The organism is Imperialibacter sp. EC-SDR9 (assembly GCF_902498805.1).
GTDB lineage: Bacteria > Bacteroidota > Bacteroidia > Cytophagales > Cyclobacteriaceae > Imperialibacter.
Window position 1 is genome coordinate 205,979 of record NZ_LR701576.1, and the last position, 23,661, is coordinate 229,639.

Annotated in this window: 19 protein-coding genes; 7 read left to right on the forward strand and 12 right to left on the reverse strand. The window is 46.9% G+C overall.

The genetic code is table 11. The features are described 5' to 3' along the window. Positions 1-33: 33 nt before the first annotated feature. The 3 genes from GC130_RS05180 to GC130_RS05190 form a co-directional block, all read right to left on the reverse strand. The gene (locus tag GC130_RS05180) at positions 34-1,548 is read right to left on the reverse strand and encodes a RagB/SusD family nutrient uptake outer membrane protein (RefSeq protein WP_201568523.1); all 1,515 of its coding nucleotides are present in this window, start codon (positions 1,546-1,548) and stop codon (positions 34-36) included. After that, positions 1,548-4,586 (reverse strand): TonB-dependent receptor, encoded by a 3,039-nt coding sequence (locus GC130_RS05185; RefSeq protein ID WP_151997209.1) that lies wholly within the window; start codon positions 4,584-4,586, stop codon positions 1,548-1,550. Before GC130_RS05185 ends, GC130_RS05180 begins: the two co-directional genes overlap by 1 nt. A gap of 240 nt (positions 4,587-4,826) precedes the next feature. After that, the gene (locus GC130_RS05190; protein ID WP_151997210.1) at positions 4,827-6,659 is read right to left on the reverse strand and encodes a 7TM diverse intracellular signaling domain-containing protein; all 1,833 of its coding nucleotides are present in this window, start codon (positions 6,657-6,659) and stop codon (positions 4,827-4,829) included. A gap of 111 nt (positions 6,660-6,770) precedes the next feature. Here GC130_RS05190 and GC130_RS05195 point away from each other — a divergent pair, with 111 nt between their 5' ends. Then, positions 6,771-7,058 (forward strand): YciI family protein, encoded by a 288-nt coding sequence (locus tag GC130_RS05195; protein ID WP_151997211.1) that lies wholly within the window; start codon positions 6,771-6,773, stop codon positions 7,056-7,058. Position 7,059: 1 nt separating this feature from the next. Here GC130_RS05195 and GC130_RS05200 read toward each other — a convergent pair whose 3' ends face one another. Together GC130_RS05200 and GC130_RS05205 are read right to left on the reverse strand one after the other, a co-directional pair. Then, positions 7,060-7,983 carry a S1C family serine protease gene (locus GC130_RS05200; RefSeq protein WP_151997212.1) on the reverse strand — a complete coding sequence of 308 codons (924 nt, stop codon included), beginning with the start codon at positions 7,981-7,983 and terminating at the stop codon, positions 7,060-7,062. A gap of 117 nt (positions 7,984-8,100) precedes the next feature. Further along, positions 8,101-8,301, reverse strand: coding sequence for a hypothetical protein (locus tag GC130_RS05205; protein WP_151997213.1), 201 nt, complete (start codon positions 8,299-8,301; stop codon positions 8,101-8,103). Positions 8,302-8,468: 167 nt separating this feature from the next. Between GC130_RS05205 and GC130_RS05210 the strand changes: the two genes are divergently transcribed. The 5 genes from GC130_RS05210 (at position 8,469) to GC130_RS05230 (ending at position 16,840) form a co-directional block, all read left to right on the forward strand. Then, positions 8,469-9,380, forward strand: coding sequence for a hypothetical protein (locus tag GC130_RS05210; RefSeq protein ID WP_151997214.1), 912 nt, complete (start codon positions 8,469-8,471; stop codon positions 9,378-9,380). 106 nt (positions 9,381-9,486) lie between these two features. Further along, a complete protein-coding gene (locus GC130_RS05215) occupies positions 9,487-12,525 on the forward strand; it encodes an ATP-binding cassette domain-containing protein (RefSeq protein WP_151997215.1) in 3,039 nt (1,012 codons plus the stop codon). Then, positions 12,522-15,320, forward strand: a complete 2,799-nt coding sequence (locus GC130_RS05220) for a prolyl oligopeptidase family serine peptidase (RefSeq protein ID WP_151997216.1) — start codon at positions 12,522-12,524, stop codon at positions 15,318-15,320. Before GC130_RS05215 ends, GC130_RS05220 begins: the two co-directional genes overlap by 4 nt. A gap of 4 nt (positions 15,321-15,324) precedes the next feature. Next, on the forward strand, positions 15,325-16,092 hold the full coding sequence (locus GC130_RS05225; protein ID WP_151997217.1) for a YdcF family protein: 768 nt from the start codon (positions 15,325-15,327) through the stop codon (positions 16,090-16,092). Positions 16,093-16,441: 349 nt separating this feature from the next. Further along, a complete protein-coding gene (locus GC130_RS05230) occupies positions 16,442-16,840 on the forward strand; it encodes a response regulator (protein WP_151997218.1) in 399 nt (132 codons plus the stop codon). 29 nt (positions 16,841-16,869) lie between these two features. Here the strand turns inward: GC130_RS05230 and GC130_RS05235 are convergent, their stop codons facing one another. The 4 genes from GC130_RS05235 to GC130_RS05250 form a co-directional block, all read right to left on the reverse strand. Continuing rightward, the gene (locus GC130_RS05235; protein WP_151997219.1) at positions 16,870-17,280 is read right to left on the reverse strand and encodes a DUF6691 family protein; all 411 of its coding nucleotides are present in this window, start codon (positions 17,278-17,280) and stop codon (positions 16,870-16,872) included. A gap of 9 nt (positions 17,281-17,289) precedes the next feature. Continuing rightward, a complete protein-coding gene (locus GC130_RS05240) occupies positions 17,290-17,847 on the reverse strand; it encodes a YeeE/YedE family protein (RefSeq protein WP_151997220.1) in 558 nt (185 codons plus the stop codon). Positions 17,848-17,981: 134 nt separating this feature from the next. Further along, positions 17,982-18,776 (reverse strand): sulfite exporter TauE/SafE family protein, encoded by a 795-nt coding sequence (locus tag GC130_RS05245; protein ID WP_151997221.1) that lies wholly within the window; start codon positions 18,774-18,776, stop codon positions 17,982-17,984. Between the two features lie 414 nt (positions 18,777-19,190). Continuing rightward, entirely contained in the window at positions 19,191-19,739 is a 549-nt protein-coding gene (locus GC130_RS05250) for a DUF255 domain-containing protein (RefSeq protein ID WP_151997222.1), read from the reverse strand. A gap of 302 nt (positions 19,740-20,041) precedes the next feature. On the opposite strand from GC130_RS05250, the gene GC130_RS05255 reads away from it, so the two are divergent. Then, positions 20,042-20,944 carry a nuclear transport factor 2 family protein gene (locus GC130_RS05255; protein WP_151997223.1) on the forward strand — a complete coding sequence of 301 codons (903 nt, stop codon included), beginning with the start codon at positions 20,042-20,044 and terminating at the stop codon, positions 20,942-20,944. Between the two features lie 73 nt (positions 20,945-21,017). Here GC130_RS05255 and GC130_RS05260 read toward each other — a convergent pair whose 3' ends face one another. The 3 genes from GC130_RS05260 to GC130_RS05270 all read right to left on the reverse strand — a co-directional run bounded on the left by GC130_RS05260 (position 21,018) and on the right by GC130_RS05270 (position 23,597). Continuing rightward, positions 21,018-21,521, reverse strand: coding sequence for a hypothetical protein (locus GC130_RS05260; protein WP_151997224.1), 504 nt, complete (start codon positions 21,519-21,521; stop codon positions 21,018-21,020). A gap of 82 nt (positions 21,522-21,603) precedes the next feature. Next, a complete protein-coding gene (locus tag GC130_RS05265) occupies positions 21,604-22,884 on the reverse strand; it encodes an amidohydrolase family protein (RefSeq protein WP_151997225.1) in 1,281 nt (426 codons plus the stop codon). 215 nt (positions 22,885-23,099) lie between these two features. After that, positions 23,100-23,597 carry a hypothetical protein gene (locus GC130_RS05270; RefSeq protein ID WP_151997226.1) on the reverse strand — a complete coding sequence of 166 codons (498 nt, stop codon included), beginning with the start codon at positions 23,595-23,597 and terminating at the stop codon, positions 23,100-23,102. Between the last annotated feature and the right edge of the window lie 64 nt (positions 23,598-23,661).

The window sequence follows — 23,661 nt, forward strand, 5'->3', positions numbered from 1 at the left end:
TTAATAATTATTGAGGTTTAAAATTTAAATTCTTTAGTATTCAGGGTTCTGCCCCAGTGTTCCTTCCGACAGGTCTACTTCGGTTTGAGGAATAGGGAGCAGCTCGTGTTTTCCAGCCACAAAACCCAGGGGACCAAGCACTTCAGGTGCCTTGCCCGTTCTTACCAGGTCCCAAAACCGATGCCCTTCCATGGCCAGCTCATGTCTTCTTTCTTCGATAATGAGCTCCCTGAGTTGATTCTTGTCTGTAACGGTAATGTCGGGTAAAATAGAGGCATTGCCTCCCCTGGCCCGGGCTCTTACCATGTTCAGATAGGTTAATGCTTGTGCCGACTTGTTGTTTTCGTTCAGCGCTTCAGCAGCCATGAGCAGCACATCGGCATACCGCACAATGCGTCGGTTGTGCCCCCATGAGGTGATGGTGTTGCTGCCCTCCGTCCACACCTTTTGGTTGTAGGTCTCCATTTCGATGAGGTTTCCATTGGCATCACGGGTTTCGTCGGGTGTGGTGCCATCGCCAATCGTTACAACGCCACCGAGCACATCACCCAAAAAAATGATGGTAGCATCCATGCGTGGGTCGTTGTTTTCGAAAGAATTCATCAGGTCTATAGATGGGCGATTAAAGCCCCAGCCTCTATTGGGAGACCCTCTGATGCCCTGCACGTTGGAGTACTGATTGCCGCCGTTATTTGTACCCTCATTGCGACGGGCACCAATTTCGAAGACTGATTCCACGCCATGTTCTCCCGCTTCGCCAAAGGCATCGTTAAAATCAGGTTCCAGGTCATATTGGCCAGAGTTGATTACCTCAAGTGCATAGGATTCAGCCTTGACAAAATCACCCTGAAACAAGTAAACCCTTGCCAGCAGGGCTTTAGCGGCACCTTTGGTAGCCCTCCCGAGGTCTTCGGTGGCTACTTCACTTTTCTCAGGCAATATACCCGCAGCAAAAGAAAGGTCTCCTTCTATCAGCGAATAAACATCCGCCTTATTCGCCCTTTGCGCTCTTAACGGAGGGGTTACCGATGTGATGAGAGGCACACCACCCCAGGCACGCACAAGGTCGAAGTAGAACAGCCCACGCAGGAAGCGGGCTTCAGCCACATATAAATCAATTTTAGCCTGATCCATCGCTATTTCAGGTACTTTTTCAATGACCACGTTGGCTCTTTTTATTCCTTCGTAAAGCGCAGCCCACCAGCGATCCAGGCCATCGGCTGTGGTGTTAAAAGTAAAGGTATCGAAGGGGCCGAGCGTTGGGAGCTGATCGTTGGGATTGCTGCCTTTGCGGGCATCGTCCGACATGATATCCAGTATCGGATAGCCCCCTGAATGGTAGGACCAGTTGCGAAGGGTGCTGTAGGCAGCATTGGTAGCCAGCAGTGCATCAGCGGCCGACTGTGGAAAAGACGCCTGCGTGAGATCGCCCTGGGGACTAATATCAAGAAAGTCCTGACAAGCAAAAGGAACCAGAACAAGCAGCACCAGTGCCCCCTTTTTTACTATTTGGCGTATATGTTGTGCAAAATTCATTTTGTAACTCATTAAAAGGAAATGTTTAAACCGGCTGAATAAATGGCCGACACAGGATAAGCCCCTCTGTCGATATTGCTGCTCAACACATCTTCACTGCCAAACTCGGGCGAATAGCCTGTGAATTTGGTAGCAGTGAATAAGTTGGTACCTCTCACATACACCCTTACCTGGTTCATGTTGATCCGCTCAAGCGCTGCGTCAGGGATAGTGTAGCCAATGGTCATGTTACGGAAGCGAAGGAAGGAGCCGTCCTGGATAAACCTGGTAGACGGTGCGAAGTTGATTCCTCCAAAGCTCGCTCGGGGCTCGGTAGTGCTCGTGCCTTCTCCTGTCCAGCGGTTAATCACATGCCTTTCGAAATTGTAGGGATCGGGCCGCACCACCTCCTTACCATTGAAGATTTTGTTGCCCATCTGCCCCTGAAAATCGACATTGATATCGAATCCCTTGTAGGAAGCCTCCAGGTTAAACCCATAAATGAATGTGGGGATGGGTGAGCCCATATAGGTGCGGTCGGCGAGGCTAATTTTACCGTCTCCGTTCACATCTCTTATGATGAGGTCACCCGGCCGGGCCTGAGAATCGTGCGGATAGGCATCTAACTCAGCCTGGTTTTGGAAAACACCGACTATCTGATAGCCATAGAAAGCGCCGATAGGCAGCCCTTCTCTGCTCAATGTCACCGGACGGCCGTCGCCAAGGTAACCACCCACAAGTGTAGAGTCGACGCCGCTATTGCCACCTACACTTAGCACCTCGTTGTGCACCGTAGACCCCAGGGCACCAATGCGGTACTTTACTCCCTGAATTTCGTCGGACCAGCCCAGGTTAAACTCAAAGCCACTGTTCAAAACGGAACCAGCATTATAGGTAACTCTTTGCCCCTGCCCGTTGCCCAGGTGCCCGGGAGTGAGCAGGTCTACCAAAATATCCTGTGTCTCCCGACGGTAGTAGTCAAGTTCACCCGTTAACCGCTGGTTGAGCAGGCCAAATTCAAGGCCCAGGTCAGTTTGGTACGTAGTTTCCCATTTCAGGTCGGGGTTGCCGGTTACGCCGTAGCTTGCACCAGGGTTCAGGGCCTCTTCCACTCCAAACACTGGATTCAGCTCATTCTGCACCAATGAAAACTGGCGGTTATACCGTATTTTCTCGTTGCCTATCGCTCCCCAGCTGGCTCTCACCTTCAGGTTGGTTAAAGCGGTGATGTTTTGCATGAAGCTTTCATTTATCACGTTCCAGCCTAGTGCCAGCGACGGGAAGCTTGCATACTTGTTGCTGTCAGTAAACTTTGAAGAGCCATCTCGCCGGAACGTTCCCGTAAACAGGAAGCGCTCGTCGTACGTGTAGTTGACACGGAAAAGAACGGAGGCCATGGAGTAGTACTGCCCGGCGTCCACGCCATTGGCAATGCTGTTCAGCGTATTGATGTTATTGCTTTCGTCCACGATATAGCTGGGCCTGAGATACCAGAAATCCTGTCCGTCTCTGAGGATGTTTTCACCCCTGATGCTCAGATACTCGGAAGTAGTTTTCTGGCTGGTGAAACCAGCAAGGCCCTCTACCCGGTGTTTGCCAAATTCTTTGTTGTAGGTCAGGGTATTTTCCCACAACCAGGTAAAGTTCTCTCTATTCTCTTTGCTCAGGTCGCTGTACAAATTCTGCTGTTGCGAGGCAGTGCCGTCAGCATTGTAAACTGTGTAGGCGGGCGTAAAGCTCTTATTTTTGTTGTAGGCCATGTCCACCCCAAAGCTCGACCGGAAGGTGAAATCCTTGAACAGCTTGATGTCGGTAAACACATTGCCCACAGTTCGCAGGCCCTTGTTGAAGTTGTTGGAGTTCTCCAGGTCAGCAAGCGGATTGCCCACATTGGGAACCACGCCAAAGCTGCCGTCGTCATATCGTGGAACGGCGACAGGCTGCGCCCGGTACACCTGGTACACAACGCCTGGCGCTACCTGCTGAGAGTAGGGAGCCACGGTAATATTGTTGCCCAGCCGCACATTGTCGGAAAACTTATAGGTATTGTTCAGCTTCAACGTAAGTCGCTCATACTTTGACTTGTCGATAATGCCCTGCTGGTTGAAGTAGCCGAGGCCCACGTAGTATTGCGTCTTCTTTGTGGCTCCGGTAGCCGACACCTGATGGTTCTGTATAGGCGCCACATCAAAAATAAGGTCCTGCCAATCGGTGTTGGGCACAGCGTCCACGTTGTTATAGGAGCCAGGGCTGATGTCATTCACCACTGTGGCAAATTCTTTGCCATTCAGCAAGTCGATTTTTTTGGATAGCTTTTGTACACTGTATTCAGTATTGACACTAAACGTAGTCTTCTCGTCGCCTATCTTGCCTTGCTTAGTCGTGATAATCACAACACCGTTGGCACCTCTGGAGCCATAAATGGCAGTTGCCGAAGCATCCTTCAGCACTTCCATTGATTGAATATCAGAAGAGTTGAGGAATGAAATGTCGCTGAGAATGACACCATCCACTACATATATAGGCGAGGAATCGTTGAACGTGCCCACGCCCCTTATTCGAACAACCGGTGCCGCACCAGGCTGGCCTGAGCCGCTGCTTACCTGCACACCGGCCACTTTGCCCTGAAGCGCTTGCATGGGGTTAGCCGCCGGAATCTTGGTGAGGTCGGCACCACGAACTGAGGCCACGGCTCCGGTAACATCGCTTTTGCGCTGCACACCATAGCCCACCACCACAATCTCTTCCAGCTGCTCTATGTCGGGCTCCATCACCAGGTCGATCACCGACCGGCTGCCAACGTCCACCGTCACGGTTTTGTATCCGATGAAAGAATAGATCAGTTTGTTGTCTCCGCTTTGAAGCTCTAGCGAATAGGTACCCTCAAAATCTGTTACAGTCCCCCGGCTGGTTCCTTCCACCTGTATGCTCACTCCTGGCAGCCCCTCCCCATCATCCTGTGAGGTAACTTTGCCTTTGACCACGCTGGCCTGGGCCACAGCAGTTGCCTGGCTACCCATCGACATAACGATGAAAAGCACTACAGATGCTAATCGTAAGGTGTGTTTCATTTGCAGTTTATAAGTAGATATTTAATGTTGCTTTTGAACGATGATGAAAAGATACTAGCATCCGCAATCACTTGTTAATTTCTGACATGAAAAGAAGTTGTAAGAGCACGCTACAATAAGGTATTATCACCTTATTTATATCGCTTCAATATCATTAAAAAATGACGTATAGTGCATTTACTGACACCGAAAACGATTCCGTATCACGTTTCGGTAACAAACTTCATCAATTCGCTTGTTTTAATTGGAATGCACCATAAAAAAGTTTCTCAGATAGTCTTTCTCAGGCTTGTCGACAGTACTAAGTAGTTCCTCAATTTTCTTCTTAAAACTCCATATGGTATTGCGCCGCAGGTCCAACATTTCAGAAAGCTGGTCCAGGGTGAATCGCTCACTTTGGTTGTTGGTTACGTACAAAATGTAGAACGCCTTTTCGATAGGAAAACGGATGCCATGAAAAATGGTATTGCTGGTGACAGACTCAATATAGCCGCATCTGCTGCAGCGTCGGGAAAAATGATCCTTGCCAGTGATGTACTTGTCATTGTTACACTTGTTGCACTTGAACGACTCCTCCCACTTGATCCTCTCCAGGAACCTGTAGCAGCTCAATTTGTCAGGAAATATGCCATTAAACTCGTCCAGTGTAAGGTTTTTGTTCACCAGCCTGTTCTGCAATATCTCCTTGATGTTGTTTTTCAGTTTCCAGTTGTCAAGATCGAGAATGGAGTTGATTTGCGAAATCTCCTTGGTTTGAGCAGTCAGCTTCTCATTCACCTCCCTCAACAGGTTGTTTTTGTCTTCCATCTCAATGGTTCTCAACCTTATCCGCTGCTCCAACTCCTTGTTGACCTTGTCTTTCAGGCTCATATTTTCCTCATGCTGCTTAATAATCCTGAACAACGCCCTGTCCCTCATGCTTTTCAAAATCCTCACCCGGTCGCTGAGTGCAAAAGACAAAAAAAGCATTTCTACGACAAAAGAAACATGCAGGCTGTAGTACGACGGAATGCTGATCGGGATAACAGACAGCATCACCATGGCCTTGACCAGGAAGCCTAAGAACAAAAACCCGTAAGCCACCACGAAGAACCTGGCCGGCTTGTAGCCCCTTGCCCAAACATATATGCTTGCATAGAAAATGATGGAAAGCGGTATGATTTCAATATTTCGAAGCTGAAAAAGCTCATGATCAAACACCAGCGCAAACACAAACCACAAGGCTCTCAGGATGAGTACGGCGTCAATAATTTTGGTCAGCTTGGGAGCTCTGGCCGTGACGTTGAGAAACTTCCTTGAAAATAGAATAGACCAGAAAATAACTGAGAAAAGAGCCACCCCATGGGCCACCTGGTTCCATTCGGGCCAGTTGGGCCACAGGTACTGGTAAGCAATGCCATCCACACACATGGCGAACACCCCCACACTCAGGATGTAGAAGGTGTAGTAGAGGTTCTTGATTTCACGAATGGCTATGTAAATGAGGATGTTGTACAAAATGATCATCAGGATCATTCCATAAAAAATGCCATACAGGAAGTACTCGTTGAGGGCATAGTGCACAAACTGGTTGATAGTGCGAAGCACGATGCGTATATCAACGTAGGCGTGCGACTCAATTCTGAAGTAAAAGGTTTGCACTCCTTCAAGCCGGTCATTAATGAGGACTTCAAAATTTTTGTGCTCAAATGTTTTCTGCTCAAAAGGAAACTGGTCTCCAAACTGTAGCAGGCGATAATCACCTTGCACCGTGGGAACGTAAGCCCTCAGATTATCAATGGTTTGATCATAAAACTCAATGAGCCATTGCTCCTGATTGTCTTTTGGGATGTAGAGCCGCACCTTGACCCAGTAGGCCGATGAGGGATTGTAATCTCTGGGCTGGAAGGAGGCGTTGGTATGAAAGCGCTGCTCCCTTACCTCTTCAAAGGTCAGCGACCTTGTGCTGTCCTCAATGTATTCCAGTTCCTGAATAAACAGGATTCGTTCTCCGTCGATGGTGCTGATATCATAAACCGGTGGATAGGAAATCCAGTTAGTGAAAAATGCTATGAGGAATGAGAAAACAACCATGAGCTGGAATTTGACGGCCTTGCAGGTTTTAAAGTTAACATTTTTCAAGCCACTTGATAAGAAAACGCACAACCAGTTGCTCAATTGCACGCTTCGGGCTTACCTTTCGAAATGGACTTTCAAATCAACGCTTTCGATTTCACTGATGCAGCCGCCATCAGCAGGCGCATGGCCGTACGCCAGGCACATCTGGACAACGCCAAAAAGATGAAGGCAGCCGGCCACCTGATAGCAGGCGGCGCTATGCTGGATGCTTCAGGCAAAATGATAGGCTCCACACTCTACCTCCGGTTCGATAACAGAGAAGAGGCAGATGCCTATATCGCTTCCGACCCCTACACCACCGGAAAAGTGTGGGACAAAATAGAAGTCAAGACCATTCGCTTGGTGGATTTATAGGCTATCGCTTCAAAGGCACTACTGCCACCTCCTTCAAAGTCCGGTAGTTCCTCACAATAGTGAGCTTCACTTGCTTGTCTACCTTCTCATGCGAAAGCTTCCTAAAAAGATCTGTCGATGAGGTGATGTCTTCGCCATCGAGCTGAAGAATAATGTCGCCTTCCAGCAGGTCGGCACGGAAAGCAGGTGAATCCTTTTCAATTTTAGTCACCATCAAGCCCCTGGTGGATTCCAGTTTGTAGAAATTGATCAATCGTGGGTGTAAATCAATTTCCTGAATCAACACCCCCAGAAAAGCCTTTTCCACCTTGCCATGCCGGATGAGCTGGCCGGCAATGTCTTTGGCCAGGTTAATATCAATCGAAAAGCTTAGCCCCTGCGCCCTCGCAATGATGGCAGTATTTACCCCCACCACTTCGCCACTGGTATCAATCATAGGTCCGCCAGAGTTGCCGGGGTTGAGGGCTGCATCGCTTTGTATCACACTGTCGATCAGCCGTCCGCTTTGAGTCCGCAGCGACCTACCTAAAGCGCTCACTACCCCTGCTGTTACAGAATGCTGATAGCCCAGTGGGTTGCCAATAGCAATTACCCACTGCCCAATATTGAGCTTTGAAGAGTCGCCGAGTGTGGCTGGCGTAAAGTTGCCTCCGTAAATCTTCCCCACCGCCAGGTCAGCGTCCGGATCTTCACCGACCACAAAGCCTTCTTCCCTTGTCCCGTCCAGTAATGTCACGGTGAGTTTATCGGCGCCATGGATCACATGGCTGTTGGTAAGAAACAGGCCATCGGATGAGAAGATGAACCCGGAACCTGAGCCGCCGGGCTGTAGCTTCCCATCCTTCGTTTTCTGGACATCAATTTTTATTACAGCATTTTTCGCCTTGTTTACGGCGTTGTATATGAGCTTCGAGAAATTGTCCATTCAAATATCCTTTCGTTTGGTTCAGCTATCACAAAAGAATATCCATTTGGTATAAAGCTGCCAGAAAGGCCATATCACAGGTATCAAGCGATACTAATCAGGAAAAAATGGCAGCCACTACCTTTCGACGATGGAAAAGTCGTTACCCCGTCCGAACCGCAGAAGATCCGACATAAAATATTCTTCCAGGGTGTGGATATCTTTTAACCTGAACTCGTGCCTGTCCACTATCTCCATTAGTTCAAAGTCAAAAACCTCCCGATAATTCACCAGTCTGTATTTTTTACCTACCCTTAAGCTGTTGAACGCAATGCCCATAGAAGAAGAAAAAAAGTTTTGTAAGAAATTACAAGATTAGGACTGCGATTAGATTTAGCCAAACGCAGGTATACATAAAGTAATGTGATATTTTAATAAGAGGTCAAAATGTGTTAAAATTGAATAACCAATGTTACCTATCGAGCGAACCGTTCACTATGCAAGCCATGAAAACTAACCTTACCAAACTAGGGGCTCTATCAATTATAGTCTCATTTTTTCTTTTTTCAACATCATGTGGTTCTTCCGACAAATCGAAAGACAATGCTGAAGACCTGGCTGCCGCAGAGTTTGATGCAGCAGAGCAGGAACTCGAAAATGAAATCGACAAAGTCATACACGACCTGCCTTCTCCGTCAGAAGTACCCTTTCTTCTGGAGGCTACTGGTGCCGATTTCAGAGCAGAATTTGTTAACGACCTGAGCAAAATAGAGAGCTACCTTACCTCCAACGACAAGTCTGCCCTTAACCTCGGCATCTACGCCGCCGATATAGGCTATCTTTCCTCATACAACCAGGCCCAGGAGGCGCTGGACTACATGGAAGGCTGCCAAAAAATGGCCGACAAAATCGGCATTGCTTCAGCGTTTGATATGTCGCTCCTTGCCCGGTTTGAAAAGAGCATTGGAAACAATGACTCACTGGCTCTCATTATCAATGAGGCCATTAAGGTGGCTGAAGAGAAGCTGGAAGCCGGCGACAGGCTTACCATGGCAGCCCTTGTTTTAGCGGGCTCCTTTGTGGAAGGCCTGTATATTTCTACTCAGGTAATTGAACAGTACCCAGCCGACCAGCTAAGTGAGAGCAACCGGGACTTGATCCTTGAGCCGCTGATGAGGATAGTGCTGAATCAAAAAATAGCGCTGCTAGATCTTATTTCCGTTCTCAAGCACGTAGAGCAAGACGAAACCATTGCCAACGTGATCTCCGAAATGAATATCTTGAGGTTTCAGTATGAAGAGTTGGCCGAACTGGAGCAAAAAATAAACAATAACAAAGGAGGCGTGGTTCTGCATCAGCATGACCTTCAAAAACTTGCCACTGAAATAGAAAGGGTGAGAAAAGACATTACCGGTTAATTGAAAAAAAATATTAAAGTTTTGACCCTTCATCAAAGCATTGAACATTCCATTCAATGCTTTTTTTATATTTAGAGGCGCCCCGACCACAACCGACAATTTTGCCATGAGCGAACAACTACTTAAAGCGATTATACACCTGCTGGCAATTGTAGCCAAGGAAGACGACGTGACGGACGACGAACGGCTATCCATCCTGCAGTTTCTTGAGGAAAACATAAGCAGGCAGGATCAGGACAAGTACATGAACTTTTTCGATAGCCTCACAGCCGAAATGCTTCAGAAAGAAAATTTCGACGACAAGGCCGAAATCATATCGCTTACCGAGGGCATCAACAAAGAGCTTACCCAGTCGCAGAAAATAGTAGTAATGATTGACCTCCTGGAGGTAATTGTTGCCGACGGAGAAATCAGTGAGCGGGAGAAGGAGTTGGTTTATTTCATTGGGGATCGGTTCAATATTAAAGACCCCGCTATTGATCTGATGAAAAAGTTTGTCATGTATACGGATCGCTCCAAGCTTGACAACACCAACATATTAGTGGCAGATGATGGCATGGAGATTAGCCCTGCTAAATCTCATCACATTACACTGGACGGCCTCCCCGGCTTTATCGCCATCCTCCGTATTCCTGTCATTGAAAACTACTTCATCAAATATGTAGGAAAGGCATCTCTGCATCTCAACGGCATCCACCTGAAGAGCAACAGGATACAAGCGTTTTCTTCAGGAAGCAGTGTGCGGAGCAGGATATCGAAATCGCTTTACTACAGCGATGTGGTGTCAAAATTCAGAAACGAAACGGCTTCGACCAAAATCAGCTTTCAGGCAGACAACGTGTCCTTTAAGTTCAGGAATGGTAAGCTGGGCCTGCAAAATATCAATATAGCAGAAGATGGTGGAAAACTCATTGGCTTAATGGGCGGCAGCGGCGCTGGCAAATCCACGCTGCTAAACGTGCTAAACAGTACCGAAAAACCTTCTGAGGGATCAGTGCTGATCAATGGCATCGATGTACACAAGGATGGAAAAAAGATAGAAGGCGTTATTGGCTACGTGCCACAGGATGATCTGCTGATAGAAGAGTTGTCAGTTTATCAAAACCTCTTTTATGCAGGCAAGCTTTGCTTTACCGACAAAACCGACGAGCAAATTGACGAGTTAGTCATGAAAACGCTCCAATCGCTGGGCCTTATCGAAACCAGGGATTTGAAAGTGGGTTCTCCTCTTCAAAAAACCATCAGCGGCGGACAACGTAAGCGGCTGAATATTGGCCTGGAGCTACTCCGGGAGCCTTCTGTCCTCTTTGTGGATGAACCAACCAGTGGACTATCTTCAAGAGACTCTGAGAACATCATGGACCTGCTAAAGGAGCTCTCTCTTAAGGGGAAAATGGTATTCGTTGTCATCCACCAGCCATCGTCGGAGATTTTCAAAATGTTTGACAAGCTGGTAATCCTCGACGTGGGCGGCTACCAGATCTACTATGGCAACCCTGTGGATGCGGTGATCTACTTCAAAAACATTGTGAACCTGGTAGATGCGGAACGAGGCGAATGTGTAGAATGCGGCAATGTTAATCCGGAGCAAATCTTCAACATCATCGAAACCAAGGTGGTGAATGAGTACGGGCACGTCACCGACAAACGAAAGTTCCAACCCCTCGACTGGTACAGTTTTTTCAAAAAGCACATTACCCTGCCTAAAGTAGAGCCAGAACCATCGCTGCCCGAAAAAACGCTCAGCATACCCAACAAGCTTAAGCAGATAAGAATCTTCGCTACAAGAGACCTCTTGTCCAAGTTTTCCAACCAGCAGTACCTGGCTATTAACTTGCTGGAGGCGCCTCTGCTGGCAGCCCTCCTGGCCTACATCGTGAGGTACTACGACCCCGCCAAATCATACAGCTTCTATGAGAACCTCAACATAGTGGCCTTTTTCTTCATGAGTGTGATTGTAGCATTGTTCATGGGCCTAACAGTAAGCGCCGAAGAGATCATTAAAGACAGTAAAATCCTGAAAAGGGAGGCATTTCTTCATCTGAGCAGAATGAGCTACCTGGTTTCCAAGCTGCTGATTCTTTTTTCATTCTCTGCCATCCAAACCCTGTTCTATGTGCTCATAGGCGACTGGATTCTCGAGATTGACGGTATGACGTGGTCTTACTGGTTAGTGCTGTTTTCAGTTTCTTGCTTCGCCAACGTGCTGGGGCTAAATATTTCATCTGCTTTCAATTCTGCCATTACGATCTACATCATCATTCCCATCCTGCTCATTCCTCAGCTAATTTTAAGCGGCGTGGTGGTAAACTTCGACAAGCTCAACCCAACGTTTGCCAATAACACCAAAGTGCCAATCATTGGTGAAATAATGGCCTCACGGTGGGCCTTCGAGGCCCTGGCTGTCACCCAGTACAAGGACAACCCCTTCACCAGCCAGTTTTATCAGTTTGATAAAGACATGGCCCAGTCGGAGTACAAAACGGTGTATTGGGCTCCCAAGCTGGAAGCAGCACTGGAGTATTGCCATAACGTAACTGAAAAGGAGAAATATGCCGCTTCGCTCGAAGAGAGATTTACACTACTCCGTAACGAGTTGGGCAAAGAACTAGATGTGATCGGCTACGACAAGCTACCTTCCTACGAAAGGCTGAACATAAAGGACTTTGATGAAGCCACTTTTGAGGCAAGCATGGACTTTATGAAAGCCATGAGAAAGTTCTACAATAATCGATACAATAAGGCTTTCAAAGAAAAAGACGAAACCGTTCAGTCACTTACAAAAACCGATGAGGAGAGGCAGGAGTACATTGCATTGAAAAATGAGTATGAAAATGAAAGCATTGGGCAGATGGTGAAAAACACTGCCGTGCAGGAAAGAATCATCGAAAAAAGAGGTCACCTTATTCAAAAAATATACCCTATTTATAGCAGGCCTCATCCTTTGCACCCACTCGACTTCAGAACTGGGTTCTTTGTGCCGGAAAAGCACTTTCTCGGCACGTACTACCCCACCCTGTACTTCAACGCCGCCATTATCTGGGTGATGAGTATCATCCTTATCACCACTCTTTATTTTGATATACCCAAAAAAGTAATGAAGGGATTCAGCGGAGTCCCCTCTATGCGAAAACCAAAAAAATGATGTACCGTAGTTTCAAAATTTGCTTGTGCCTGGTAGTAGCCTTTGTCACTTCTGATCTATTGGCTCAAAAAAGAGTGCTGACACACGACGACGTGGCCGGTTGGAACAAAATTAAAACCGAAGACCTTTCGTCCGATGGCAAATGGGCCGAATACATTTTCGGCCCTGATGAAGGTGACAACACCCTCGTTATTAAAAACCTTAGAACCAAAACCGACTTTATCATTCCCCGGGGCAGCAAGCCAAAGTTCACTTTCGACGCAAAGCACCTGATCGCCCTGGTGGAGCCACAGCTGGACTCGGTTAGAGCCCTGAAGCGGCTCAAGAAAAAGAAAGACGAGCTACCAAAAGACTCCCTGGCTATTTTTACACTCGCCGACGGTTCCCTTGAAAAAATAGCAGAAGTAAAATCCTTTAAACTTCCAGAAAAGAACGGAGAGTGGCTGGCCTATTTGTCAGCAGCAAAACCAGATAAGAAAGATTCTACGTCAAAAAAAGTTAAAAAAATAAGCGACGACAATGGCTACACACTGCATGTGCTCAAGCTGGCCGATGGCTCCCACCAGACTTACCCATTCGTAACCAGCTACGAGTTCAGCGAAAACGGCAGCAGGCTGGCATTTCAGTCAACTGGTGACGACAAAGGCTTTTCGCCAGGCATTTATACAGTGAGTAAGAACGACCTGGTCATGAAGCCTGTGTTTCGCAGCAAGGGCAAATACGATGGCCTCAGGCTGGCAAACGATGGCAGCAGACTGGCCTTTCTTTTTGATAGCGACACATTGAAAAAGCCCTTTCAAACGTATGGCCTTTTTGAATGGACGCCTGGTCAGGACAGCGGCAGGGTGATCGTGCAAGCCGACGACGCCTTTCTGATGAAGGACTGGCAAATGGCCCCTCAGGACTTGAAGTTCAGCGATGACAATAAGCGGCTTTTTTTTGGCACCCAACCCAAGCCTCTTGTGGGAGACACTACGCTGCTGGATGAAGAAAAAGCCAAAGTGGATGTATGGCATTACAAAGATGATTATCTGCAGCCAAGGCAGAAAGTGCTCTCGGACGAGCAACTCAAAAGAGGCTATCTGGCCGTATACCATTTTGACAGCAACAAACCCGTACAGCTGGGAAACCTTCAGCTGCAGGAGGTGAAAATCACAAAGGAAGGTGTCGGTAACTTTGCCCTTGGCGGCTATGAATCAGCCGAGTACAGGGTAGTTTCTCAGTGGGAAGGATCGCCCATCAATCAGGACATTTACATTATCAATATCAACACTGGCGCAGCTAAGCTGGCAAAAAGAAAGGCCCGGGTGATGGAGAATATTTCACCCGCCGGCAAGTTCGGCTACTGGTACGATGTGGCCGATAGCGCCTGGCATAGTCTGGAAATGGCATCCGGCACCATTCGCAAGCTAACTGACAACTCAAAAGTCTTCTTTTCCGATGAGGAAAACGACTCTCCCAATTTCCCTTCTCCATATGGCATCGCTGGCTGGCTGGAGAACGACAGCCACATCCTCGTTTACGACCGGTTTGATATATGGAAAATTGACCCCTTGAACCCTGCCACCAAAGAGCGGATTACCCGCAACGGCCGGGAAACTTCCATTACTTATCGCTACGTAAAAACGGATCCTGAAGAAACATCGATTAAAGCCAACGCCGAGATAGTGCTGAAGGGTTTCCAGAATGAGAAAAAGCAGCACGGCTTTTTTGCGCTTAAGCTCAAAGGAAGCGCCCCTCCTTCACAGTTGATAATGGAAGACGCCCAGCTTCAATTTGAAAAGAAAGCTTTAAATGCTGACACGTGGCTCGTTACCCGGGAAACCTACCGTGAGTTCCCCAACCTGCAGCTCACCAACAGCAAATTCTCGAACGTAGAACAAATAAGCGACGTAAATCCGCAGCAGCAGAATTTCCTTTGGGGAACGGAAGAATTGTTCAACTGGGTGTCACTCGACGGCATACCGCTGGAAGGGATGCTCTTTAAACCAGACAACTTTGACCCAAAGAAAAAGTACCCTATGATGGTCTATTTCTACGAGCAAAATGCTGATAACTTTCACAATCATATCACTCCTGAATTTGGGAGGTCAATCATCAACTTCACCTTCTACACATCGAGGGGTTATGTGGTGTTTGTGCCGGACATCGTTTACAAAATTGGCTACCCTGGTGAAAGCGCCATCAATTGCGTCATGCCCGGCGTTACATCGCTCATATCGCAGGGCTTTATCGACAAGGACAGAATAGGCGTACAGGGCCATAGTTGGGGTGGATATCAGATAGCCTATATGGTTACCAAAACCCAGCTATTCAAAGCAGCCGAAGCAGGTGCCCCTGTGCCAAACATGACAAGTGCCTATGGCGGCATTCGCTGGCAAACAGGGCTAAGCAGAATGTTCCAATACGAACATACACAAAGCCGTATCGGTGGATCTCTTTGGGAATACCCACTAAGGTTTCTGGAGAACTCTCCGCTGTTCTGGCTCGACAAGGTCAATACACCGCTGCTGATCATGCACAACGACGCCGACGGCCATGTTCCCTGGTATCAGGGTATAGAACTATTCTCAGCTCTCAAAAGGCTTGGAAAGCCCACCTGGATGATCTCCTACAACGACCAGCCACACTGGCCGTTGAGGTATCCTAACAGAAAAGACTGGACGATACGTATGCAACAGTATTTCGATTATTACCTGATGGATGCCCCTGCCCCACTATGGATGACTGAGGGCGTTCCAGCGGTTGAAAAAGGCATCAATTATGGTCTTGAACTAAGCGAAGACAACAAGTAAAACTATGTTTTTCATCCTCTCCAAAATTCTTAGCTGGTTGCTTACACCCGTCAGTTGGATAATGCTCTGCATGTTGCTGCCTTATTTCATTAAAAGAAAAGGATGGAAAAAAAGGCTGAGGCTTACTGGACTTTCTCTGCTGGTCTTTTTCACCAATCCTGCTATTTCTAATTTGGCCATGAAGCTATGGGAAGTGAACCCCGTTTTGATCAGCAGTCTTCCTGACCACGCTGCCGTAGGAGTTGTTCTTACAGGTGTAACCAACCCTATGCAAGAGCCAAAAGACAGGGTACACTTCAACAAGGGTGCCGATAGAATCATTCACGCTATTCAGCTCTACCATGAAGGCAAAATTGACAACATTTTGATTACAGGTGGTTCCGGTTCCCTGCTTCATCAGGAGGTGTCAGAATCTGAGGGACTGAAACAAACCGCTCTAATGGCTGGCGTTTCTCCCGGCCACCTCTTCGTTGAGGGTGATTCCCGCAACACCAGAGAGAATGCCCTTTACAGTGCTGAGCTTATTAAAAAAAACTGGCCCGGAAAACCGTTTCTGTTAATCACCTCCGCTTTTCACATGCGGCGATCCCTGGCATGCTTTAGAAAGGTTGAGCTCCAACCTGATGCTTTCAGCACTGATCTTTACTCAGGCCCATGGGAATGGAGCCCTTTGGATTTAATAATTCCGTCCAGCAACAGCCTTCGCATTTGGGAAGTTCTAATTAGAGAGTGGGTAGGAATCATTAGCTACAAAGTGGCCGGGTACATCTAAACTTGTCTGAAACAAACGGCGGTCACCATCTGGTTTTTGTCTGAACAAATTGGTATATTTAATGTTATTATCACCAATAATTTTGTCGATAATATACATTTAAGCTCGACCTATTCGGCTCGCTATCAGTAAAAAAAAGCAGGTGAAAATCTTCTTCCCTGTCAAAATCTACTCTCTAAAAGCATTCGATAAAATTTAAAGTAGATACATACAAATAATTCAGTCTTTCAACTAGATTAGAGAACAGTCGTTAAACAACTGTTGTTATAAGTAAGTATCAATTTGCAGGCCATCACTCCTTTTAAAATCAATAGTACAAACTAATTGAATACACATTCTCTGGTTCTCTATGAAGCGAGTAGTAATTATAGATGATGATGAAATTTTCCAGTTTCTCTGTAGCAAAGCATTGGAAAACATCGGACTCACTAAAGAGATTAAAAAGTTCACGAACAGCCAGAAAGGGCTTGACTACCTCACCAAACAACTGACTGAAGAAAGTTACCCAACCATGTTAATGGTTGATATCAACATGCCTTTGCTTGATGGATGGGAAATAATTGAGGGCATAGAAAAAGCAGGATCCAGTTTCATTAAAAACTGCAAGGTTTTTATCCTTTCTTCCTCAGTAGATGTAAAGGACAAAGAGAAAGCACTGTCGTATAAATCAGTAACCGGATTCATCATTAAACCATTGTCTGAGTCTAATCTTAGAACTATAGCCAAAGAACACTTTGGGCTCGGCTAAAGGTGAGGTTCTATGTCAATACAATTCTTTTAATGGGGGAGTTTCTTTTGGAGGGCTCCATACGTCCATGTGCCTAGCAGGGCGCTGGCAAGCCCTACTATCATAACGGTGGTTCCACTTCCAACCAGGGCGTACAGCGGGCCAGGGCAAGCGCCGGTCAATGCCCAGCCGAGGCCGAAAATTGTGCCGCCAATCACTACTCCTTTGTCCATCCGCTTGGCCGGAAGGGTAACGGTTTCTCCATCAATTGTTTTCAGGGAAAGTCTCCGGATAATAAATACGAGTACAGCGCCCACCACTACTGCTGAGCCAATAATCCCATACATATGTATGGACTGAAACCGAAACATCTCCTGAATCCTGAACCACGAAATAACCTCAGCTTTCGTCAGAATAACACCAAACACAATTCCTAAAAACAAATACCTGATATTTTTCATGGCGTGGTTTTAAAAAAGAAAGTCAAACAGGAAATGAGTCATAATCAGCCCCCCAACAAAGAAGCTAATAGAAGCCACAAGGGAAGCCATCTGAAAATAAGAAAGGCCAAACATGGTGTGGCCTGAGGTGCAGCCCCCTGCATACCTGGTGCCAAAGCCCACGAGAAAACCACCGAGGATAATAAAAATAAATCCCTTGGCTGTCAATAAGTTGGGCCAGGAGAAAAGCTCTACAGGTGCCAGGCCATGGAAATCGGAAATGCCTAGGGCCATCAACTCACTCTTTGTAGAATCAGAAATAGCAACAGGTGATCCGTCAGAAAGGATTTGACTGGATAGAAATGCACCAATGACAATTCCAGCAACAAAAACGAGGTTCCAGGTGCGTTCCCTCCAGTTGTATTTGAACAGCTCAATCCCTGATGGGAAGCATGCGGCACAGATATCCCTCAGGGACGACGATATACCAAAAGTCTTGTTCCCTAGCAAAAGGAAAGCAGGGGTAATGAGCCCAATCAGCGGGCCAGCCACGTACCACGGCCATGGCGACTTTAACCATTCCATCATAAGTTACTCTTTCAGGTGTTGAAGTTGCTGCAAGAAGGTGTTATTGTCGGGAATTCCATTCTTCTCGCAGATTCGAAAATAACGGTTCTACTTCAAAATAGTTCATGTAGGTACATCTTTAGTTTAAAATAGCATCAGAAGAGAAAGAGTTCCTTTGCGAAGATGAGAACAGCCATGGTAAGTACGAACCAGCCAAAACCCTTTTTCAAATGTTTGCCGTCTATTTTCTTACCGAGGAAGCTTCCAAATAGCATCCCGGCAATTGAAATACCGCAAAAACCGGCAAGAAACTGCCAATCAATCACTTGATTGGCCACATCGCCAAGAAAGCCGAGCAGCGTATTGATACTGACGATGAAAAGTGAAGTACCAATGGCATGCTTCATCGGCAGTTTCATGACAATCACTAATGCGGGCACGATGAGAAAACCTCCGCCAGCACCTACCAAACCAAAGAGCACACCTATCGATGCATTCCTTAAAACAAGTATAAAGTAATTGGTGATCACGGTTGGCGCAGCTTCCTCCTCTGGTTGCTCATTCCTTATCATGGAAAACGCACTGAAAAACATCACGATGGCAAAAATAGACAGCAACAATGCTCCCTTGGTAAGTTGAAATCCACCAATTTCAACAATCACGGGAGGGATGGCCGGAATTACATACATGCGGGTGAGGAAGATGGTGGTGAGCGAGGGCACGGCAAACAGCATGGCAATCCGCAAATGCATAATAATAAGTTTGTACCGGATGGCCGCCCCTATAGAGGATGTGACACCGACGATAAACAACGAGTAGGCTGTCGCCAGCATTGGGTCGATGCCGAAAAGGTACACCAACACCGGCACAGCAAGCACAGCACCTCCTGCCCCTATCAAGCCCAGTACAAGTCCAATAAAAACAGCCGCAACATAGCCCGCTACAATCATCTTCTCGCTCCCTTAGTAAGTCATAAAACTAGGGGAATTTGGGATCAAGCAATAAACCTGGGGAGTAAAACTCAAAAATAGAGCTATCCTATTCAGCGATTGGAGATCATAAAGAAGCAAAAGGTCCAAACCTAACCCGGCCGGGTGGGACGCATTGAACCAGTTTTGCTTCTTTATGTAAAGACAAAATACCCTTGTCAAGAAAATCAATCCCCCGGAAATGTTGCTTGATCCGGAATTTGACCACAATGCGCATCAGATATAGGATTAATCAATACCATAAACTCGGGGAACCGCTGATGTGAATTTAGCGTGGGTTGGGGCGTAAGGAAGGCTACCCGGGTATTTCATGGTGACGAACGATTGATGAACCAAGCCGTTCAGGTACAAAAAGGTTGAAAGATCCGAAAGTTCCTACAAATTGGACTGGTAAGACTTTTGCCACTCTTCCCAGGAAACTTTTTTATGGCCGTTTTCACCAAAATACTTAATGACCGTGTCGAAAAATTTGGCCTCCTGAAAGCCTGGCAACAGGGTGAGTATTCTCATTTCCTCATCCATAAAAACGCCCATTGGATAACTCAGCTTGCCTTGAGTAAGTGTGGCGGCGAGCTCGTGATAGCCATTGCGACCGCTGGCGACAAACTTAAAGGTGTGGCCATCAAAAATCACATCTTCCTTTTGCTCTGCATTGAATTTCACTGCGTAATAGTTGGCGTTGACATAGGACGAAATAGCCTCAACAGAAAAGGTTTTCTTATCCATTACCTTGCACCACCCACACCAGTCAGTGTATAAATCAATGAATATCTTTTTAGGTGCCACTTTGTTGGCAGCAACGGCTTCTTCGAAGGTCATCCATTTAATACCACCCTCCTCTGCCTTTTTTTCGGGCACGTTAAATGAGGTAAATGCTGCAAAAAGAGCCAAAAGAACTACAGATGTCTTTATCCTAAAACTCATATCCAAGTGAATTACTTTGCCAATTTATAAACTTCCGGCCAAAAAAGTAACCGTTCAGCCATAACGTTACGGCATGCGATTAGGTTCTTTGCCGCTCGTCAACTTAGTTTCATTTTGGGTTTTAAAGCTACCTCTCAACGAAAAATTAGCTATATTCATACATGAAGCGATCAGGGGCAACATGTAACCCCGACGAATCAAATAGATGGTGTGCCTGATAAAATGCGGAAAATAGCAGTTTGCGATAAATAGGGTTAAGGGTAATTGGCGGATAGATGTTTATTGGTTTCAAACTCAACTATATGCACGTAAAAGTAACGTCAGTATCGAGCCTGATATTTTTTGTTGCCTTGCTTGTGTTGCCCGAAAAAACAGCAGCGCAAGATTCCGTCGAGGGGCTCATTCAAGTGGAAAGGGACTTTGCAGCTTTTTGTGGCGACAATGGCCTGCCCGAGGCATGGGTCAAGTTTTTTGCACCTGATGGCCTGGTGTTTCAACCGCACCCAAAAAACGCTCAGGAAGTCAACTCGGCAAAAATCCCTTCTCCCAAACCCACCGCCAGCACACTTTACTGGGAGCCCTACCATGGCGCCACGTCCATTGGCGGAGACCTCGGCTTCAACACTGGCCCGTGGAGAATTACATCAAACACTTCAAATGGGCAGCCTCCACAATACGGCTATTTCTTCTCCGTGTGGAAAAAGCAGCCTTCAGGAGAGTGGAAAGTACTGCTTGATCTGGGCGCTACGGCACCTGCAGCGGGCCCTGAGCATGTGTTCGGCGCTGAATATGATGTAAGAAAACGAGAGGCCGACAACGGCAAAAGCAAAGCAGAGAGCCTGGAAGAAGCAGACTACCTGTTCAATGTGATGGCCACCAAAGGCATCAAAGCGGCCTACCAAAAAATGGCTTCCACTAATCTCCTGTCAACCATCAATGGGTTTCACCCCTTCTACAACAAACGCTCATTTTTATCCTGGATATCTTCAGAAGCATCGCCCTACATGAAAGGCTCTGCTATTTTTTCCACCATCGACTCCGGGACGGCAGTTTCGCAAGACCTTGGCTACAGCTACGGCAGTTATGAAATAGATGCGCTGATGAAAGAAAAAGGTTATTTCGTAAGGATTTGGAGGCGAAACCCGCAAGGATACTGGTACCTGGCCGCCGAAATCCTGTCCGACAATGTGAAAAGCAGATCTTAAATTAAAGAGGTTACTCTGTGCTGACGCACAGGGTGACCTCTTTAATTACCAAGGTGGAAAATAACTACCAGGCTTACCAGCTGGCACAATTGGCTACGTTAGCCGCATTGGCAGTGGTAGGGTTGCTGCCTACGTTTCCATAGACCAGGATCAGGCTTTTGTTGTCGCCGTCACCCAAATGCACTTTGATGTGCCCATCAAAATTGATAAGCTCTGCGTATGAAATCTCGTCGCCATTGGTCAACTGAGTGAGTAGTGTTTTGCCTTCACCAGTTGCTGCATCCACCGGATTTAGCATAGCCGCCATGTCTGCTTCAATGCTGTATTGCCCAAAGTGAAGGTGTGCGGGAAACTTTGATGTGCCTGTGGGGCCATCGAGTTTGATGCCTATTACCGCCAGGCCATCGTTTCGCTCAGAGAATGTCACCTCACCCTGGTAGCCCCAATCATTCGAGCCTGTAAAAAGCGAGTAAGTAACACTTTTACCTGTGAGTGCCGCTGGGTCAGCTTCCTCGTCTTTACAAGAAACCATTGCAAGCATTCCAATGGCCAAAACTAAAATGTGATGCTTTTTCATAACGGTAAGGGGCAAGCGTTTATCAAATATAACATCCAATAAACGCTTTTCCCCATCATTTGATTTCCTTTGAAGCTAAAATTTACTCGCTTTTGTAAACAGCACCAGCCTTCATCACAAATTTTACATCCTGTAGTACTTTGATATCTTTCAAAGGATCGCCTTTCACAGCGACAATGTCGGCATAGCCGCCTGTTTGCACAGCACCCAGCTTTTCGTTCTGAAGAATGCCTGCATTGGTCGAAGTAGCGGCCTTAATCGCTTCCATGGGCTTCATGCCACCACCTACCATAAGTTCAAACTCACGGGCATTTTTACCGTGAGGGAAAACTCCTGCATCGGTGCCAAAGCCAATCTTCACGCCCGATTTGTAAGCTTCAGCAAAAGTGCCCTGAATCAGTGGGCCAATAGTTCTGGCTTTTTCGGCAACAATGGCTGGATAGAAGCCCGGAATCTCCGCATTTTCAGCGGCAGAAACACCCGCAATGATGGTCGGGATGTACCATGTGCCATATTGCCTCATCAAATCCATCGTCTCTTTGTCCATGTAGGTGCCATGCTCAATGGTGGTCACACCGCCTTTGATGGCTCTCTGCATGCCTTCTACGCCATGGGCATGCGCCGCCACGTGCATTTGCATGTCGTTGGCAGTTTCTACAATGGTAGTTATTTCCTCCAACGTAAAGGATGGACCCGAGCCGTCCTTAGCCACAGAAAGCACACCACCTGTAGCGGTTATTTTGATAAAATCGGACCCGTCCTTATAGCGCTGACGCACTGCTTTGCGGCCGTCTTCGGGGCTGTTCGCCACACCTTCCTTTGGTCCCGGATCACCCATTTTATCAAAGGGAAGCCCGTTGGTTGGATCACCATGGCCACCGGTAATAGAAATGGTTTTACCAGCTGTGTAGATTCTGGGGCCGTCTACAGTGCCCGCATTGATGGCATTGCGAAGGGAAATATTGACACCCGAGCCGCCGCAGTCACGCACGGTGGTAAAACCCGCCATCAATGTCTTTTTAGCATAAACAGTGCTTTCAAAAGCTTTGTCGGCCTCATTCTGAGTGAATCGTTTGACATAACCGGCCCGGCTGGCCTCGCTTTCCATGTGCACATGCATATCGATAAAGCCCGGCAATACCGTGTAGCCTTTCAGGTCAATCACCTTGTCATTTTTTCCGCCTGTCTTGTAACCGTTCTCCACAGCGACGATCATATCATTCTCTATGGTAACAGTCACCTGCGACCTGGGGGTATCACTCACGCCATCTATGAGTGAGCCGCATTGGATCAGTATTTTTTGCGCCTGTACCTGGAGCCCAAAGGCTGCCGCTATGGTCAATAGTAGTATCCTCTTCAACATATCAGTGAAATTAAGTTCGACTGGAAAAGTACTCGATTGAAGAAGAATTGCCTGCTAAAAAGTAGCCAGTGGGAATACCTTTGGGTGGGTGGCATATTTTGGATGCCCGGTGCTGCGAAGACAACGCTTAAAAGAAAAACCACATGACAACCAAGGCGCAAATTTCCTGGTCATCATGTGGTATATTGGCTTTCAACACCTTGATTTACTCTGCACTAAGCATGGTTTAGTACAGGGCGTTCTAAAATGGTTTTCTTCCATTTGCGAGCCAGCTGATAGTGAATGTTGGCGTGAAAAGGTCCGTCCGAGTTTACATCAAAAAAGGAGAGCAATATCTCCCCGTTGTCTTTGGAAGAGCAAATAAGCTGGAGCACGATAGTGTTCACATTCGCTGGATCAATCGTCTTTTTGCTGTCCGCTGCCTTTTTTCCATTAACCAGCACATGTGCATCAATAATCTCGTCGGCCTGAATGACCTGAGTAATTACCTCAGGCTGACTGTTGTTGACAAACACCAGGCGATGGGTGGCTGCATCAAAAGCCATCCCTCTGTCTGTCCATACATCATACTGAGCGGGAAGCTTTCCAGTAACTGCTTTAATGCTTTTTAAAATGAGCCTGCTTTTACTTGAGGCTGTTCTTGCAAACCACACCACTGGTGCAACGCACGCAATGATGATGACTGCATACATGATTATTTCTTGAGTTTCCATGATTTTTTTTTAATAAAGGGTAGAACAATAGTGTCTCGAAAGCATTGCTCTCGAATGATTGCCC

What these genes read in the sequence shown, in the direction of transcription:
- GC130_RS05180 (WP_201568523.1), bottom strand. Translation starts at nt 1,548, where the DNA reads ATGAGTTACAAAATGAATTTTGCACAACATATACGCCAAATAGTAAAA.
- GC130_RS05185 (WP_151997209.1), bottom strand. Translation starts at nt 4,586, where the DNA reads ATGAAACACACCTTACGATTAGCATCTGTAGTGCTTTTCATCGTTATG.
- GC130_RS05190 (WP_151997210.1), bottom strand. Translation starts at nt 6,659, where the DNA reads ATGGTTGTTTTCTCATTCCTCATAGCATTTTTCACTAACTGGATTTCC.
- GC130_RS05195 (WP_151997211.1), top strand. Translation starts at nt 6,771, where the DNA reads ATGGACTTTCAAATCAACGCTTTCGATTTCACTGATGCAGCCGCCATC.
- GC130_RS05200 (WP_151997212.1), bottom strand. Translation starts at nt 7,983, where the DNA reads ATGGACAATTTCTCGAAGCTCATATACAACGCCGTAAACAAGGCGAAA.
- GC130_RS05205 (WP_151997213.1), bottom strand. Translation starts at nt 8,301, where the DNA reads ATGGGCATTGCGTTCAACAGCTTAAGGGTAGGTAAAAAATACAGACTG.
- GC130_RS05210 (WP_151997214.1), top strand. Translation starts at nt 8,469, where the DNA reads ATGAAAACTAACCTTACCAAACTAGGGGCTCTATCAATTATAGTCTCA.
- GC130_RS05215 (WP_151997215.1), top strand. Translation starts at nt 9,487, where the DNA reads ATGAGCGAACAACTACTTAAAGCGATTATACACCTGCTGGCAATTGTA.
- GC130_RS05220 (WP_151997216.1), top strand. Translation starts at nt 12,522, where the DNA reads ATGATGTACCGTAGTTTCAAAATTTGCTTGTGCCTGGTAGTAGCCTTT.
- GC130_RS05225 (WP_151997217.1), top strand. Translation starts at nt 15,325, where the DNA reads ATGTTTTTCATCCTCTCCAAAATTCTTAGCTGGTTGCTTACACCCGTC.
- GC130_RS05230 (WP_151997218.1), top strand. Translation starts at nt 16,442, where the DNA reads ATGAAGCGAGTAGTAATTATAGATGATGATGAAATTTTCCAGTTTCTC.
- GC130_RS05235 (WP_151997219.1), bottom strand. Translation starts at nt 17,280, where the DNA reads ATGAAAAATATCAGGTATTTGTTTTTAGGAATTGTGTTTGGTGTTATT.
- GC130_RS05240 (WP_151997220.1), bottom strand. Translation starts at nt 17,847, where the DNA reads ATGATGGAATGGTTAAAGTCGCCATGGCCGTGGTACGTGGCTGGCCCG.
- GC130_RS05245 (WP_151997221.1), bottom strand. Translation starts at nt 18,776, where the DNA reads ATGATTGTAGCGGGCTATGTTGCGGCTGTTTTTATTGGACTTGTACTG.
- GC130_RS05250 (WP_151997222.1), bottom strand. Translation starts at nt 19,739, where the DNA reads ATGAGTTTTAGGATAAAGACATCTGTAGTTCTTTTGGCTCTTTTTGCA.
- GC130_RS05255 (WP_151997223.1), top strand. Translation starts at nt 20,042, where the DNA reads ATGCACGTAAAAGTAACGTCAGTATCGAGCCTGATATTTTTTGTTGCC.
- GC130_RS05260 (WP_151997224.1), bottom strand. Translation starts at nt 21,521, where the DNA reads ATGAAAAAGCATCACATTTTAGTTTTGGCCATTGGAATGCTTGCAATG.
- GC130_RS05265 (WP_151997225.1), bottom strand. Translation starts at nt 22,884, where the DNA reads ATGTTGAAGAGGATACTACTATTGACCATAGCGGCAGCCTTTGGGCTC.
- GC130_RS05270 (WP_151997226.1), bottom strand. Translation starts at nt 23,597, where the DNA reads ATGGAAACTCAAGAAATAATCATGTATGCAGTCATCATCATTGCGTGC.